The organism is Bacillus cytotoxicus NVH 391-98, assembly GCF_000017425.1.
Classification (GTDB): domain Bacteria; phylum Bacillota; class Bacilli; order Bacillales; family Bacillaceae_G; genus Bacillus_A; species Bacillus_A cytotoxicus.
Genome location: NC_009674.1, coordinates 1,571,769 through 1,587,748, shown reverse-complemented (window position 1 = coordinate 1,587,748; position 15,980 = coordinate 1,571,769). Strand labels below are relative to the sequence as shown.

Sequence of the window (15,980 nt, the reverse complement as noted above, 5' to 3'; positions counted from 1 at the left end):
TGTTGATTTTTTTACTTTCATTACTTCTCAATTAAAATGTTGCAGCTACTTTCTTAACTTTTTCTAATCCTTCTTCAACAATTTGCTGTGAGCGATCTGGATATTGATTATGCCCTTCAATTACTACTGTCTCTGGATTTGTAATGCCCCAGAATCCAAGTACAGTTGTCACATAGTTCACAGCCATTTCCATAGAAGCCATTGGCTCAGAAGAGTAATCAGAACCACGAGCACCTAGTACAGCTACTTTCTTCTCACCAGCTAATCCTACTGGACCATTTTCTGTATATTTAAATGTTTTTCCAGCTTGAGAAAGGTATGAAATATACGTAACTAATGGTGCTGGTACTGTAAAGTTCCATAATGGGAAGGCAAATACAACTTTTTCCGCTTCTAAAAATTGATTTAAATATTTATCAACTGTCGCAACAGCTTTCTCTTCTTCTACTGTTAATTCTAGTCCTTGACTACGTTTATACCCACCTGCAATCGCATCATTTCCGTAATATGGAAGATTCAATTCATATAAATCTAACTCTGCCACTTCTGTATTCGGATTTGCTACCTTATACGTGCTTACAAATGTTTCATACATTTTTGAACTAATTGCTTGATCTGCAGGACGGTCATTTGCTTTCACAAATAATACTTTTGACATTGTTTTTGTCTCCTCTACTTTTTTCATTTCTTCTTTCTTACCAAATAATGAACGAAATACCCCCATTTTCTTCACCTAAACTTCCTTTTTATATTCATTATTCATCAACTTAAAAAAACTTATTCTAAGAAAAGATTCTATCTTTTATTGTCAGAATCTTCTTATTGTATTCTGATTTACACTTTATCTAAGTTGAAGCAAAAATGTTTTATTACCTTACGTCAGTAAGTATACTCAAGTAACCTTTAATAAGATTTAAATTCTCAAATTAAAAATATTTTTTAAACCTGTTATAATAATAAGGTGAACCTTGAAGCAGTACATTTTTTTCATCCTCCACTGATTGTTAGCCCTCACCTATCTTCCTTGCTTCTCTCTGAATTTTGAGGTAGAAGTCTTACCGATTCCTAATCGTGGAAATAAAAATAAAGCGGGGATAGATTTTCTATTCAACTTTCCAGTTTAATGAAACAAGTACCGTTTCAAGCGATTAAAGAAAAATTCCTTTTCATTTCATATAATGAATACAGATTTTCTCTTATAACAAAAGGACCTGCATTCATAAGAAGCAGATCCTTTTATGTTTCTTTTCCTCTATACAGTTTTTGGAACTAGATTAAAACATCTTTTGTATATCCATTCATAATCTTTTACTGTTAAGTCACGCGGGTTCCCAACCGTTTGAGGGTCTTTCATCGCTTCTTTGGCTAGGCGCTCAATCATATCAGCTGGTACACCTTGTTTTTCAAGTGTAGGTATTTCTAGATTTTCTACGAGATCATACATCCAATTTACTGCCGCTTTCGCTGCATCTTCAGTCGATAATTCATGCGTATTAATTCCTACCGCTTGCGCAATACGTGCAAACTTTTCAGGATTTCCTTTCCAGTTAAATTCCATAACTGGACCCATCATAGCTGCAACACATTGTCCATGGGCAACCGGAATAATTCCGCCTAATGTTTGACTCATCGCATGTGCAGCACCTGCGGATTCACTTCCATAAGATAGCCCTGCTAACATTGCTGCTTGTGCCATACCGTAACGAGCTTCCAAATCTTCACCGTCTGCAAATGCGCGGTAAATATATTTTGATGCATACTCAATCGCCATTAATGCAACCGCATCTGTAATAGGCTGCGCATATTTCATTGTATAACATTCAATCGCATGTGCTAAAGCATCAACACCTGTCATAGCTGTTACATGTGGTGGCATAGATATATGTAATTCAGGATCAATAATGGTCAGATGTGCAGCGATAAGTGGTCCCCCTGTATTAAATTTAAATTCTCGCTCTTCATCTGTAATTACAGCCCATTGCGTTACTTCGGAGCCTGTTCCAGCTGTAGTTGGAATAGTTGTCAATGGTGGAATTCGATTCTCAAGTGGTTTTTTCCCTTCCGCTGCCTCATATTCTAAGATAGATCCTTCATGTGTTGCTTCCACCCCAATCGCTTTTGCTGTATCCATTGAACTACCACCACCGACTGCAACGAGCCCATCGCAGCCTTCTTTTTTGTAAAGAGCAGATCCTTCAGCAACTAAACGTACTGGCGGATTCGGTTCAACCTTATGAAATATAACTACCTCTACATTTTCTTCCCTTAAATATTTCATAACAGGATCAACAACACCTGCGTTAAAAATTCCAGGATCTGTGACAAGCAATACTTTTGATACACCTAAATTTTTGACTTCTTTTCCTATATGGCGAATAGATCCAATTCCATGCTTAATCGCTGTAGGCACCTCAAATTGATGGAACTTATACATCTGTTCAACTTTCATATTTAAACTCATACATGACAACCCCCTGTTTTTTCTTCATTCCTTTATTTAAACCAGTTAATTGCTTCCGGTTTCGTATTTCGATAAATATGTTTGATTTCAGTATATTCTTCCAGCCCGTTGCTTCCTAATTCACGTCCAAAACCAGATTGTTTATACCCGCCCCAAGGTGCTTGAGCAAAATATGGATGGAAATCATTAATCCAAACCGTTCCCATTCGAAGACGTGAAGCAACAAACTCAGCTTTCTCAATATCTTTTGACCATACAGCTCCTGCTAGCCCATAAATCGTATCATTCGCAAGTTGTAGAACTTCTTCTGTTGTTTTAAAAGGCTCCACCGTTAAAACTGGTCCAAACACTTCCTCTTGAACAATTCGCATTTGTGAATGGCAGTTTGCAAAAATTGTCGGTTTATAAAAGAATCCATTTTGAAGTTCTGGATCTTCTGGACGTTCCCCGCCAAGAACTAATTGTGCTCCCTCTTGCTTTCCAATTTCTACATATCTTTCTACTTTCGCACGATGTTCCATTGAGATAAGAGGGCCACATTGCGTATCTTTATCAAATCCGTTTCCTAATTTTATATTTTTTGCACGGTTAACAACAGCTTGTAAAAATTCATCGTGAATACTTTCTTCAACTAGTAAGCGTGCTCCCGCTGAACACACTTGGCCAGCATGATAAAAAATTGCGTTGAGCGCTTGATCTACTGCTACTTCAAAATCTGCGTCCGCAAATACAATATTCGGGTTTTTCCCGCCGAGTTCAAGTGCAATTTTCTTTACATTACTGCTAGCCGCTTGCATAATTCTCTTCCCTGTTTCAATCCCTCCAGTAAAAGAAAGAAAATCGACATCTAGATTACTAGATAATTCTGAACCTACTGTCGATCCAGGACCTAATACTAAATTAGCTACTCCGTTTGGCACACCAGCCTCTTCCATTAATTCAAATACTTTTATAGTCGTTAGTGGCGTAATTTCACTCGGTTTCACAATAATTGTATTTCCTGCAGCTAGCGCAGGCGCAATTTTCCATGTTGCTTGAAGTAAAGGATAATTCCACGGTGTGATTTGAGCACAAACTCCAACAGGTTCACGAACAATTCGGCTTTGAGAATTAGGAATAGGAGAAGAGATAATCTCTCCGCCATACTTATCAGCGAGACCTGCAAAGTATTGAAATACATTGACGATGTCATCCATGTCCGCTTGGCTTTCAATTAATGTTTTTCCTGTATCTAAGGTTTCTAGCTTAGCCAATTCTTCTTTATCTCGGCGAATGAGCTCCGCAATCTTTTGAACAAGTTCTCCGCGTTCATTCGCAGGCGTACTGGCCCAATCACCTTGATCGAATGCTGCACGTGCCGCTTTAATCGCGAGCTTGGCATCCTCTTTGTCTCCCTCAGTTACAGTTGCAATGATTTCTTGATTAAAGGGATTGATGATGTTTCTCGTTTTTCCAGAAATGGACTCTACCCACTCTCCGTTTATATACATTGTTTTTAGAGACATGCAATCACTCCTTTGAAAATCACTAAGTTAAATTTGTTAAGTTTTTTCTTAACGTTTTTAACAAAATTAACGTAACATACGCAAAAAATGTTGTCAAAATAAAAATTAAATTTAGAATTTTATAACCCTTCGGCATATAAAGGATTATCAAGTATAAAAAATTTATTTATCGACGTATTTTTTTGACATTTTTCTGTAATACGTTAATATAAACATTGTTCAAAATAAACTTTATATTCTTAACGATTTGACTTTTCTCTACTAGGAGGTTTTTTATAAGATGGACGATAAAGGATATGAGGCTATTGAAAAGGCAAAAACATTCGTAATTGATTCAATTGCTGAAACAATGGATCTGTATGGAGTTACACGAAGTGCAGGAACATTATATGGAACCATGTACTTTGAAGATGATATGAATTTAGATGAAATGCGTGAACGACTAGGAATGAGTAAACCTAGTATGAGCACAAGTGTAAAAAAGCTACAAGACTTTGATATTGTCAAAATGACCTTTACTAAAGGGAGTAGAAAGCATACTTATGTAGCCGAAAAAGACTTTTTTAAATTTTTCACTCATTTCTTTTCTCATAAATGGGAAAGAGAGGTAAAGATAAATTTGAACGCATTAGGAAAGTCTCAAAAAATATTGAGAGAAGTGATGAATAATCAGGAAGAGTCAGAAGAAATCAAAGCCCATGCAAAGCAGATTTATGAGCAATTAGAAGAATCGCGTGCTTATTATAAATGGCTACAAAAATTAGTAGATTCTATAAAAGATGAGAGTATTTTCGAATTGATTCCTATAGAAGATAAATCGTGAAAAATGTTACTGAGGGTGATTTGAATCAAAATCGTTTGGAAAACTCATCCTCAGGTGCATTTTAAAATTTCGAACACTGACATGTATTACAGCATTTTCCGCCATCTTTGTCGTGTCCAAGCTTTCACAAAAAGTTTGTCCTCCTCAACCATTACTGATACCGAAAAGGTAATGCCCCTAATATAAGAAGGAATGCTGGTAAGAAAATAGCGATCGTTGCAATGAATCCCCCTTGCCATCCACTGATAATAGCACCAATATATGCTGCAAATGTAAATAACGGTCCAGGTACAGCTTGAGTAGCACCGTAACCCGCTAAAAACGAAGATTGATCCATCCATCCTGTCGGAACAAATTCACGCTCAAGTAAAGGTAAAACAATATGACCTCCACCGAACACTAAAGAACCTGAACGGTAGAAACTATCAAACATTGCAATCCAATTCAATGATGTAATTTCTCTTAGGATTGGCAGGAAAATAAGTAACCCAAAAAACAATGATAAACAAATGAATCCTTCCTTTCGAGAGATTGGAAAGTTTCGTTTTGATTCATCATTGTCCACTTGTTTTTTATAAATGTAATAGCCGATCAGACCGGATAAACAAATGACTGCTACTTGTGTAAAAACCGTTTGCCATAATAGCGTTCCCACTAAAGAGAATAATGCAATAGCTTTCCGGTGTAAATCCGGTATCAACTTTTGAACCATTCCTAAAATCGCATGTGCTACTACTACGACGGCTACAATTTTCAAACCATGAATCCAGCTAGCTTCTCTCATATTTAAATCTTGTAGTATATATGCAAATAGGACTAATGCTATCACAGAAGGAAGAGTAAACCCGATAAAAGAAAGAATTCCTCCCAATATACCTGCACGCATGACACCAATTCCAATCCCCACTTGACTACTCGCAGGTCCCGGTAGACATTGACATAAAGCAACTAAATCTGCATAACTTTTTTCATCCATCCACTTTCTTTTGCGAACATACTCTTCATGAAAATAACCTAGATGTGCGGTCGGTCCTCCGAAAGATGTAAGTCCAAGGCTAGTAGAAACAAGCAATATTTCTAATAAAGTTTTCAATTTATTTTGAGGCGTTATTTTCTTCATTACACGTCCTTTTTCAGTCGCTGTATCATATTTTCTAATGTTTCCGGCTACATTATGCTCTTCTTTCTTCAAAAGTCCATCGCATGAAGAATAGAGTATAACGTACCAAGGCTAAATGTCGAAATTCGTAATTAATGTAGCATTAATATATCGTTTTTTCAATTTAGCATTAAAAACTTTTACATAAATTTTACAAAGTAATACATTCAAATCATTAGAATGTTTTTCAGCATTTAACCGTAGAAAAAGGCATTATCACAAGCATGTCTCGGAAAGGAAACCGCTTCGATCATGCCGTCATCGAATCCTTCCACTCCACCATAAAGTCCGAAGAATGCTACAACCAAAAAAGGAATGTCTTACAAATTCTATCGTACTAGAAAAAGGGAATCATTTCCTGCATGATTCTAATCACATATAACCGTTTAAAAAATGAAACTACCTGTCCCCGATTGAGTATAGGGAACAGGTAGCGTAGGTGTTTTACTCCTGTCTCACATCAGTGGTCCAGCTCATTCAAAGGGAATCAGGGGTTTATTTTCAAAAATGCATAGACGTATTATTTTTGTCATTTCATATTCGTAAAACACTTTTTTATTAGTTAACAACTATTAATTTTCAAACACAAAGTTTATTTTATTATCTTTCCATTCTAACTTTGCATCAAACGTTTTATCATTTTTCTTAAATCCTTTAATTAAGTCAGTTTGTTCACCTTTCAATAGTTTTGTCATATTTTTTTGTGAGATTGTTTTGCCTAATATTTTTTTTGAAATTGTAAAATCACATTTTGTTGTATTATAGTTCGAACAACCGTAAAAAGTAGACTTATCGATCACATCGCCATCACATTTTTTACATTTCCCTACTTTTTTCCCCGTTGTAAATTTTGATCCTTTTCGTTCAATCGATTCTACATCTAAGCCTGTGAAATCCCATTTCTCAGACATTTCAATTGCATCTTCAATAATTTTTGCAGATAGCTTCTTCGTTTGTTCCATGAAAGTCGCTGGTGATGCTTTTCCTTCTCCAATTTCTGCAAGACGTTGCTCCCACTTTGCTGTCATTTCTGGTGAAGCTAAAATTTTATCCCCAATCGCTGTAATAAGTACTTTCCCTTTATCCGTTGCATACACTTGGTTTTTCTTCACATCTATATATTTACGGTCTTTCAGCATTGTAATAATACCAGCCCGAGTCGCTTCCGTGCCTAACCCTTCTGTTTTCTTTAACACTTTTTCAAGCTCTTCATTATCTAAATATTTTCCTGCCGTTTTCATTAACGTAATCAATTGCCCTTCTGTATAACGCTTCGGCGGCTGCGTTTTTCCTTCTTTTACTTTCACTTTTACAACTTTTCCTTCTTCCCCTTCTGTAACAATTGGAAGGATCGTTTCATCGTCCTTATCATCTTGAAAGATGACTTTCCGCCATCCTTCTTGAATTTGTTGTTTCCCTTTTGAAATAAATTCAGCCCGTCCATCTACAAGGGTTGTTATTGTTGTATAGTCGAAAATAGCAACTTCATAATGAGCGGCAATCAGTCTTCTTACAATCATATCGTAAATTTTCTTTTCATCACCAGATAGCTTATTTGGATTCGTAACTTGTTCTGTCGGTATAATCGCATAGTGATCTGTCACTTTCTTTTCATTCACATAACGCTTATTATTCCTAATCGATTCAATTGGGGCTGGCAACACCCCTTTATATTCATCAAATTGACTTAACTTTTGCAAAATATCAGGAAACGTTGCTGCCTCACCTTGTGTTACATAGTTCGAGTCAGAACGAGGATAAGAAACAATCCCTTTTTGATACAACGCTTGTGTAATATCTAACGTTTTTTTCGGTGAAAATTTAAATGCTTTATTCGCCGTTGCTTGTAGCGATGACAAATTAAATAAAAGCGGCGGCTGAAATTCCTTGCGCTCCGTTTTCACTTCTTTTACTTCAGCTGGTTTTCCTTGGCAAAAAGCGGCAATTTTATTCGCCATATCAGGGTCTTTTAAGCGGGATTCACCATCTTTTTCCCATTTACCCTCATATTTCTTACCTTCAATATTAAAGGTTGCGAACACTTCCCAAAACGGTTCTGATTTAAAGTTTTCTATTTCTTTTTCACGTTTTACAATTAACGCTAATGTTGGCGTTTGAACACGTCCAGCAGAAAAAACATCATTCATTCCTTTTTTCTTTAGTAAAATGCTATAGACGCGCGATGCATTCATGCCAACGACCCAATCGGCGCAAGATCTTGTATATGCTTCATAGTACGTATTGATCGTATCTGATTCATCAAGTAAGTTTTTAAACCCTTGATAAATAGCCTGTTTTGTCAAAGATGAGATCCAAAGACGTTTCATCGGCTTTTGCACATTACAAAGGTTAATAATATTTCGCACAATCAGTTCCCCTTCACGTCCTGCATCACCTGCATGAATGATTTCGGTCACTTGCGGATTATGTAACAGCTGTTTCACCACATTAAATTGTTTATATTTCGACTTTGTTACTTCAAATTGAAAACGCTCTGGAATCATCGGTAACGTATCAAGCGACCATTTTTTCCACTCAGCGTGATAATGTTCTGGATTACATAACTGCGTTAAATGACCAATTGCCCATGTACAATAAGCTCCATTTGGAAATAACTCATTTGCTTCTACTTCTAAATACCCATCTTTCCGGCGGTATTTAAATTGTGAAACAAGAGCTAAACCTTGATCTGGTTTCTCGGCAATAATTAATTTCATTTTATAACTCCCTATCTAAATTCCAGTGTTACTTTTCATTTGATCTGTTAAAAGCGATGATACATAAATCTTTCTTTTTATCATTCGCAATGTATTTATGTATAAGACCTATATATTATACGCTTATTCTTTCCGCCTTCACAATAGAAACTCATGATTTGATATAACGGTCATATTGCCAAGTTTAGAGAATACGTATAGAAAAAACGAAATTCAAAATAAACTTTCTTTTATTTTTTCTATCTTATAGTTCTTTTCCTTTAATAAATGCAATTAAATATTCACGAATGCAACAATTCATGTTTTAATGTATATAATATAAAAATATTTCTGTTCATTGGGGTGGTTCTATGAAAGCAAATGTTGGAGATATGATACAATTTGAGCGTGGAAATGTTACCATTACAGGCTCAGTCGTGAAACTATACAGTGAATCTGTATTAGTTGAAATCACAAATATAAGCGGTGGCACTTTTGAATTCGATAGAACAGTAGTCAATCACAAAAATTATAAGATACTGAATGGAAATTTGTAATTCGGAAAATCTAATTCTGCTAAATGAATAGCATTTAGCACGTAAAAAGAGCCGATATTTATATGAAAATTTTCGGCTCTCTTTTATCTTATCAAAATGAAATTAAACTAAATCGCCGTTTAAAAATGCACCAGGTAATAGCTGCTCAACTGTTACTTCCTTTTCATCACCTTTGACATTTGTTAATAATACTGGCATTTTGGGATCACAAAATTCCGCAATCACTTGTCTACAAGCTCCGCATGGTGAAATAGGCCCATCCGTTTTACCTGTAACTACTAAATAGCTAAAATGACGTTCCCCTTCTGATACCGCTTTAAAGATCGCCGTTCTTTCAGCACAGTTACATAATCCATATGATGCATTTTCTATATTACAACCCGTATAGATTTTACCTTCTTTTGTAACGAGTGCCGCACCAACAGGAAATTTAGAATATGGAATGTAAGCTTTTTCTAGCATCTTTGTTGCTGCTTCAATATACTTTTTTTTATCCATGTTATTTCCTCCCTAAACCCGATATATTCTAAAGATGAAATTTCACTTTCCTTCTATATATTACTTGCTAATCAAGCGATACTTAGAACATATTTTATAACAAACCTCCCCCTCCTTCGTATCCGCTTACACTTTTTTAAATGGGAAAGCAATAGATACTCTATATGTGTATCTATTGCTCCTTATCTATTTTTTACTTAATAATTGTCTGTAGCGCCTTTTTCGTCATTTAATACAATCGCAACACTTGCACTAGCTCCGATTCTTGAAGCACCAGCTTCAATCATTTTTTCTGCATCTTCACGTGTACGAACGCCACCAGATGCTTTTACCCCAACATTTGGTCCTACTGTCTTACGCATTAATGCGATATCTTCAGCAGTCGCTCCACCAGTTGAGAAGCCTGTTGAAGTTTTTACAAAATCTGCACCAGCTTTCACTGATAATTCACAAGCACGTACTTTTTCCTCATCTGTTAATAGGCATGTTTCGATAATAACTTTAACAAGTGCTTTTCCTTTTGCTGCTTGTACAACTTCACGAATATCCTTTTCAACGAATTCATCATCACCATCTTTTAAAGCACCTACGTTGATTACCATATCTACTTCCGTTGCACCTTTAGCAATTACATCTTTTGTTTCAAATACTTTTGTTTCAGTCGTATTTGCACCTAATGGAAATCCAATCACAGTACAAACATCCACATCATGTCCTGCTAATTCTTCAGCAGCTAATTTTACCCATGTAGGATTAATACAAACGGAAGCAAAATTATATTTCTTTGCCTCTTCAATGACTTTCATTACATCTTCTTTTTTAGAATTCGGTTTCAAAACTGTATGATCAATTAACTTTGCAATGTTCATATCTTTCACTCCTTATCTCTTTTAACAACTCCATTTTAACCCTCATTTGAACACATGTAAATACGCTTTTGAAATTATGTTCATTTATCGTTTTTAAAAATCAAGAACTATCATGACGAAATCTCTAGTTTTTGAAAAGAACAATCCACCAAGGAGCCTTCTTTTCCATACTTCATAAAGTATTATCCTCTTATTTTCTTATATTAAAATGAACTGTATATGGAAAAGCCTTTCCCAAAATAATAGGTTTGAGAAAGCCCTTATTTTAATCTTTTTGATAATGTAATAATTCTTTTGCTGTATGCTGATCTATAATTAAGATATTCGCATATTTCCCTCTTAATGCACCGTCGATTGCCTTTACTTTTCGCGAACCTCCTGCAACAAGAATCGAACGTTTCTTTAATTTTAATTCTTCTAGTTCAATTCCAATTGTACGCCGATTAATGTCCTCACTACTAATATTCCCATCGTTATCAAAAAAGCGTGAACAAATATCACCGACTGCTTGCTTTTTCAAGAGATCCATTTCGTCCTGATCCAAATACCCTAACCGGAATAACAGTGCTTCATCACGCACAGTTCCAACAGTAAAAATAGCAATATTCGCTTGTTTCCCCATTTCAATAATATGATGAATATGTCTATCTTGCTCTACTAGTTCCTTCGTTATCGCATTATCAAATATAACAGGAAGCGGTAAATTTCTTGGCGTTGTTTGAAAAGCATCTGCAAATAAAGCAATCGTCTCATTTGCATATGTATTTACACTCGAATGACTAATGCCCCCCTTTAATTGAACTACTTCTACTCCCTTTACAGGCTGCGGTGCCATTTTTCGAGCGATTTCATACATCGTCGTTCCCCAGCTTACCCCAACGATATCTCCATTTTTTACCGTTTTCTCCATATATTCAGCAGCATATTTGCTAATATAATCTGTTATTGTTGCATATTCTGGTACAGGAGAAAATACGACATGTGTTTCTAACAAATTATATTTTTCTTTCAGTAAATTTCCGACATTGTCTAAATTAGCAAATGGATCTGTTATTGTAATTTGAACAAAGCCTTTTTCCTTTGCATACTTTAGCAGTCTTGAAACGGTTGGCCTTGAAATATTCAGCTTATTGGCAATCTCTTGTTGACTATAATCAGATTGATAATATAATCTTGCAACTTCAACACTTAATTGTTGTTTTTCTTTATCCATAGTAACTCATTACATATCCTTTCCTGTATTTCCCTTTCATTACAAGCATTATACAGGTTTATTCTCGAAATTTCGACTATTCGACCTTTCCTCCCCTCTATCAAAACGAAGACAAAAAAAGCAGTAGATTCTATCTACTACTTTTTTATGCTTTCGTGCAGTTTTTCTGTATATGTTTTTACATCCCTCCAACTATCTTTTGCTACATTCAAATCTTCTTTAATAAAATGAAACTCTTCAGGGCTAATTCCTTTTACATTTTGCAATAAGTTATTATATTTTGCCCCTACTATATACCATTGATTTGAAATATTTTGTAACGCTGTAATTGCGGCATCAATTGTTTCTGTCATATTTATTGTCTTATTTTTCACGTCTGTTAAAATGGCAATCTCCGCTTGTACTCCAGAAATTTTTGCCTTTACATTCGCGATTTCTCGCTCAGCATTTGCAATATCTTTTTTAGCCACAGCAATCATCGGTCCACCTGCAAGACAGGTAAGTAAAGTCACACAAAGTACACCTCCAGCTATGACCATGTCATTGCTCTTTTTTATAGAATCATTATATGTCTGAATTTGTTGCTCTAGCGCTGGAATCCCTGCATTTGTACTTGCCAAAATCGCAGTTAATTGATCCGCATCATTTTTAAAACGAGTTGTATCTTTCACCATTCTCTCCCGGAACGCTTTTAACTCCTCTAATAAAGCATCTACTTCCTTTTGATTGCGTAAAATGTTCGTATACAATGTTTCTAAATTCGCTTTTAATGTGTCACGATCTTTCTGATCAACTGCCAATAGCATGCTGTTGTATTGCGCTTGAAAAATAGTATGAAAATCGATAATCTTTTGATCCACTTTCATAATTTGTGGTTTCATTTGATGGGTCCAATTTGTTGCATTCATTTTTGCATCTCTTTGATGTTGGATTATATCTCGTCTTACATCACCGTGAATGGAGTTTATCTTATGTAAATCTGTTTCTTGTTGATCAAGAATTAATTTTGCATATGAATCCATTGCAAAAATGCTTGATGTTGTTTGCACCATTGCCTCTTGAAAGCCTGCTGGACCAAGAGAATCATTTCCTGCACCTTTTTGTTCTTCGGCAACAGAATGCAGAGGAAATGCATGATTTATTGTGACTCCAATAATCATGATAGATAATAGACATTTTTGATAGAAATGCTTGTACATATTTTTCCCCTATTCTTTATTGCACATATTATAAATTGTTACATAAAAATATATAAATTAAAAGAGCATTATACTTTTTCCCTATCTACTACTTGAATATCCTCAGCATAAATTTTCTCCGCATAATCTTTAATATTTTTCCAGCTATCTTTTGCGATGCTAAGATCTTCTTTCATAAACACAAGCTCTTCAGGACTAATAGAATCTACATTTTGAAGTAATGAATGATATTTTGCTCCCATTGTATGCCACTGATTTGAAATATTTTGTAACGCTGTAATCGCAGTGTCAATTGTATTTGTTAAATATTCTGTTTGCATTTTAATATTTGTTAACCCTGCTACTTCTAATTGTGCAGTAGTAATTTTACCTGTTATTTTTTGAATTTCTGCCTGTGCATTGTCAAGTTCTTTTTTTGCTAAAACAATTCCCGTTGTACCTCCACCTACTGCTGCTGTACCGCCTGCGATTAGTGCCACTCCTAACGGCGTTCCCGCTCCAGTGGCGATGACAACTGTACCACCTATAATCGCAATTGGGCCTAAAGCTGTGGCTACAGAGGAACCAATAATAAGTGCATTATACTTACTCATCGCCTCATTGTATGTTGTGATTTGACTTTGCAATAGTGGAATTCCTGCGTCTTGACTAGCTAAAATAGATGTAATTTGATTTGCATCCGTTTTGAAGTTTTGTGTATCTGCTGTCATTTTATTCCGGAATCGTTTCAAATCTTCTACTAACTTGTCAACTTGTTCTTTATTTTCTGTAATACTATTAGACAACCTTGTTAATCCCTTTGTCAGAGTTGCTTTATCTTTCGTATCTACAGCTTTCACTAAAGTATCATAATAATTTTGGAATTTCGTATTATAATTAATGATATTTTGATTTGTAGAAATAAGCTGCGGCTTCAATACATCTAACCATTGTTTTGCATTACTTCGCGCTGTATTTTGGTGCTGCACAATTTTTGCCCTTAAAGGAGCATCAACCGTTGTTACATTTCCAAAACTAACATTTCCTTGTTTTATTATTGTTAAAGCATATAAATCCATTACTAAAGCATTCGAACCAGTGCGTTCCATTGCATCTTTTAATCCCTCTGGACCTAGTGAATACTCTTCATATTCATGATATGCTTTCGCCACCGCATGAACTGAAACTGATTTCATATTTTCTGCTGCAAAAGTATGCGCTGGCATCATATTTCCTGCTGCAAACACCATCATAAGTGCTGATAAAGTCATTACTTTAGAAGGTTTTTTATTCATTTTCTTTCTCTCCCTAATCATGCAATATGTATGCTTTTTTCACGAATGTACTTCGACGTTCGTAATGTAATCTTCAAATTGACTCGTTTGTTTTTTTATCTCATCGCTAGATTTCTTTAGCTGATTGAAATGCTTTTGAAGCAGACTACCGTTTGTATATGTTCCAGAGTCAATATTTGTTTTGATTTGGATCATATTCTGATTCAATACTTTCCAATCATTTAATACATATTCTAAAGTTGTAATTTGTCGATCAACGAGCTCCGTAAAGCTGCTTACTTGATCTTCAACAAAAGTAATTTCTGTTACCTCTGCTTCCGTTTTTGCTAATTTTTGAATTAGCGGTAGTAACTCTTTTTGCTTTTGTTGAATCCGTAAGGCTATTTCTCTTGTTTGACTATCCGCAGCATTTACAATTTCATCGCTTAAAGAATCAATTGAAACAAAGTCTATCGTTTTTGTTTGCGCTGTTTGATTTGTTATTGTAAATACTTTTTTTCCTATATGAATAGATCCTTTGACGATTTCTTGTGGCCGATTTAAAATATCACTAAGGTCTGTTTGAATTTCTTCTTGTATTCTTTTTATCTCTGCTCTTATCTTAACAATATCTCCATTTGCCCCTTGCAATGATTGAATAGCCTCATCGGCCTTTTGTGATAAGCTTTGGCTATCTTTCGTTAACAGTGCTTTAAACCTGTTTAACTCAAACAATGTTTGTTCCATATTATCCTGAATCATTTGTACCTGCCCTTGAAGTTTTCCATAGGCATTTGTAAAATCGACCGCTGCTTGTTCATCCTCATTTATTTTTTCCGCTAATCCATATAATTTGTTGTAATAGCTATTAAACCTTATGCTGTACCTCATCATTTCCTGATTTAAATCAATTAACTTTGGATTATATTCATCAATCCATTCTCGAACATTTGCCTTTGCAAACTTTTGATGATTCGTCAAACTACTCATCGCGCTCACCTTAATATCCGGTTGCTGCAAAATAATCAATCCATATGCTTGTATAAGCGGGGACTGCGCTCCTAACATTCTAATTGAATTTGAAAATGTATTTGGAGTCATTACATTTTGTGCATACATTGGCTGTAATCCAGATTGCTCCCCTTCGTAGTAAGCGTTTACATCAGTAAACCAACTTGTAGATGCTGCTGTAGCCAATAACCCCGCAATTAAAGTCTTTTTCACTTTAATTCCTCCTAATGTATAAATTAACAATTTATTTTTTATACAGATTCAGTTGTTACCCTTCATAAATAGGGACAATTAACATTCAGCCCTTGCACTCTCTTCCTATTTACGAAATTGAAAATACAACACAAACTTGAATTTACTAAAAAGCATAGAAAAATGGGCCCATTTACGCATTGCATAAATTACATGAAAATATTATTCATTTTTAGCAAAATCGTAGAAAACAATCTTTTGTTTTTCATTCAAGTTCTGTACTGTAAAATTATTTAAACACAGCGCCTTATTAACGTAAAGAACTATTTTATTTCCCTTTATCTCCAATGATTTATCTCCTTATTTTAAAATAAAGTAATCAAGATTTTTCAATTTAAAATATCTATGCATAATAGTAAAAAAGCTTGTTTCTCCACAAGAGATAGTGTTATATTGAAATAATTATTTCGCGAATATGTAATTGTGCATAGTCTCTTCTGTTTATAAAATTAAAAAAGGCTGCCTATAAGTCGGTTTCACCGAC

General features: G+C 35.1%; 12 protein-coding genes and 1 pseudogene. 2 read left to right on the top strand and 11 right to left on the bottom strand.

Translation table 11 applies throughout. The annotated features are described in order from the left end of the window. Positions 1–31: 31 nt before the first annotated feature. The 3 genes from BCER98_RS07760 to betB all read right to left on the bottom strand — a co-directional run bounded on the left by BCER98_RS07760 (position 32) and on the right by betB (position 3,966). Complete coding sequence (locus tag BCER98_RS07760) at positions 32–724, bottom strand: FMN-dependent NADH-azoreductase (protein WP_012093968.1); 693 nt, start codon at positions 722–724, stop codon at positions 32–34. A 528-nt stretch (positions 725–1,252) separates the two neighbouring features. Next, the gene (locus BCER98_RS07755; protein ID WP_012093967.1) at positions 1,253–2,461 is read right to left on the bottom strand and encodes an iron-containing alcohol dehydrogenase; all 1,209 of its coding nucleotides are present in this window, start codon (positions 2,459–2,461) and stop codon (positions 1,253–1,255) included. Between the two features lie 32 nt (positions 2,462–2,493). Beyond that, positions 2,494–3,966, bottom strand: coding sequence for a betaine-aldehyde dehydrogenase (betB, locus tag BCER98_RS07750; RefSeq protein ID WP_012093966.1), 1,473 nt, complete (start codon positions 3,964–3,966; stop codon positions 2,494–2,496). A 280-nt stretch (positions 3,967–4,246) separates the two neighbouring features. On the opposite strand from betB, the gene cudC reads away from it, so the two are divergent. Next, positions 4,247–4,789 (top strand): choline uptake/conversion transcriptional regulator CudC, encoded by a 543-nt coding sequence (gene cudC, locus BCER98_RS07745; RefSeq protein ID WP_012093965.1) that lies wholly within the window; start codon positions 4,247–4,249, stop codon positions 4,787–4,789. Between the two features lie 163 nt (positions 4,790–4,952). Here the strand turns inward: cudC and chrA are convergent. Both chrA and topB read right to left on the bottom strand, forming a co-directional pair. Further along, positions 4,953–5,909, bottom strand: a pseudogene (gene chrA / locus BCER98_RS07740) (chromate efflux transporter); the annotation flags it as partial. Between the two features lie 611 nt (positions 5,910–6,520). Continuing rightward, on the bottom strand, positions 6,521–8,665 hold the full coding sequence (gene topB / locus BCER98_RS07735; protein ID WP_012093963.1) for a DNA topoisomerase III: 2,145 nt from the start codon (positions 8,663–8,665) through the stop codon (positions 6,521–6,523). Between the two features lie 350 nt (positions 8,666–9,015). Here topB and BCER98_RS07730 point away from each other — a divergent pair, with 350 nt between their 5' ends. Continuing rightward, positions 9,016–9,201: a YkvS family protein gene (locus tag BCER98_RS07730; protein WP_012093962.1), complete on the top strand. Its 186-nt coding sequence runs from the start codon at positions 9,016–9,018 to the stop codon at positions 9,199–9,201. Positions 9,202–9,303: 102 nt separating this feature from the next. Here BCER98_RS07730 and BCER98_RS07725 read toward each other — a convergent pair whose 3' ends face one another. The 6 genes from BCER98_RS07725 to nheA all read right to left on the bottom strand — a co-directional run bounded on the left by BCER98_RS07725 (position 9,304) and on the right by nheA (position 15,457). After that, positions 9,304–9,699: a cytidine deaminase gene (locus BCER98_RS07725; RefSeq protein ID WP_012093961.1), complete on the bottom strand. Its 396-nt coding sequence runs from the start codon at positions 9,697–9,699 to the stop codon at positions 9,304–9,306. Between the two features lie 197 nt (positions 9,700–9,896). Further along, on the bottom strand, positions 9,897–10,568 hold the full coding sequence (gene deoC / locus BCER98_RS07720) for a deoxyribose-phosphate aldolase (RefSeq protein ID WP_012093960.1): 672 nt from the start codon (positions 10,566–10,568) through the stop codon (positions 9,897–9,899). A 265-nt stretch (positions 10,569–10,833) separates the two neighbouring features. Continuing rightward, entirely contained in the window at positions 10,834–11,781 is a 948-nt protein-coding gene (locus BCER98_RS07715; protein WP_012093959.1) for a sugar-binding transcriptional regulator, read from the bottom strand. 137 nt (positions 11,782–11,918) lie between these two features. Next, positions 11,919–12,980: a non-hemolytic enterotoxin subunit C gene (nheC, locus tag BCER98_RS07710; protein WP_012093958.1), complete on the bottom strand. Its 1,062-nt coding sequence runs from the start codon at positions 12,978–12,980 to the stop codon at positions 11,919–11,921. Between the two features lie 68 nt (positions 12,981–13,048). Then, complete coding sequence (gene nheB / locus BCER98_RS07705; RefSeq protein WP_012093957.1) at positions 13,049–14,254, bottom strand: non-hemolytic enterotoxin subunit B; 1,206 nt, start codon at positions 14,252–14,254, stop codon at positions 13,049–13,051. A gap of 39 nt (positions 14,255–14,293) precedes the next feature. Further along, the gene (gene nheA / locus BCER98_RS07700) at positions 14,294–15,457 is read right to left on the bottom strand and encodes a non-hemolytic enterotoxin subunit A (protein ID WP_012093956.1); all 1,164 of its coding nucleotides are present in this window, start codon (positions 15,455–15,457) and stop codon (positions 14,294–14,296) included. Positions 15,458–15,980: the final 523 nt, after the last annotated feature.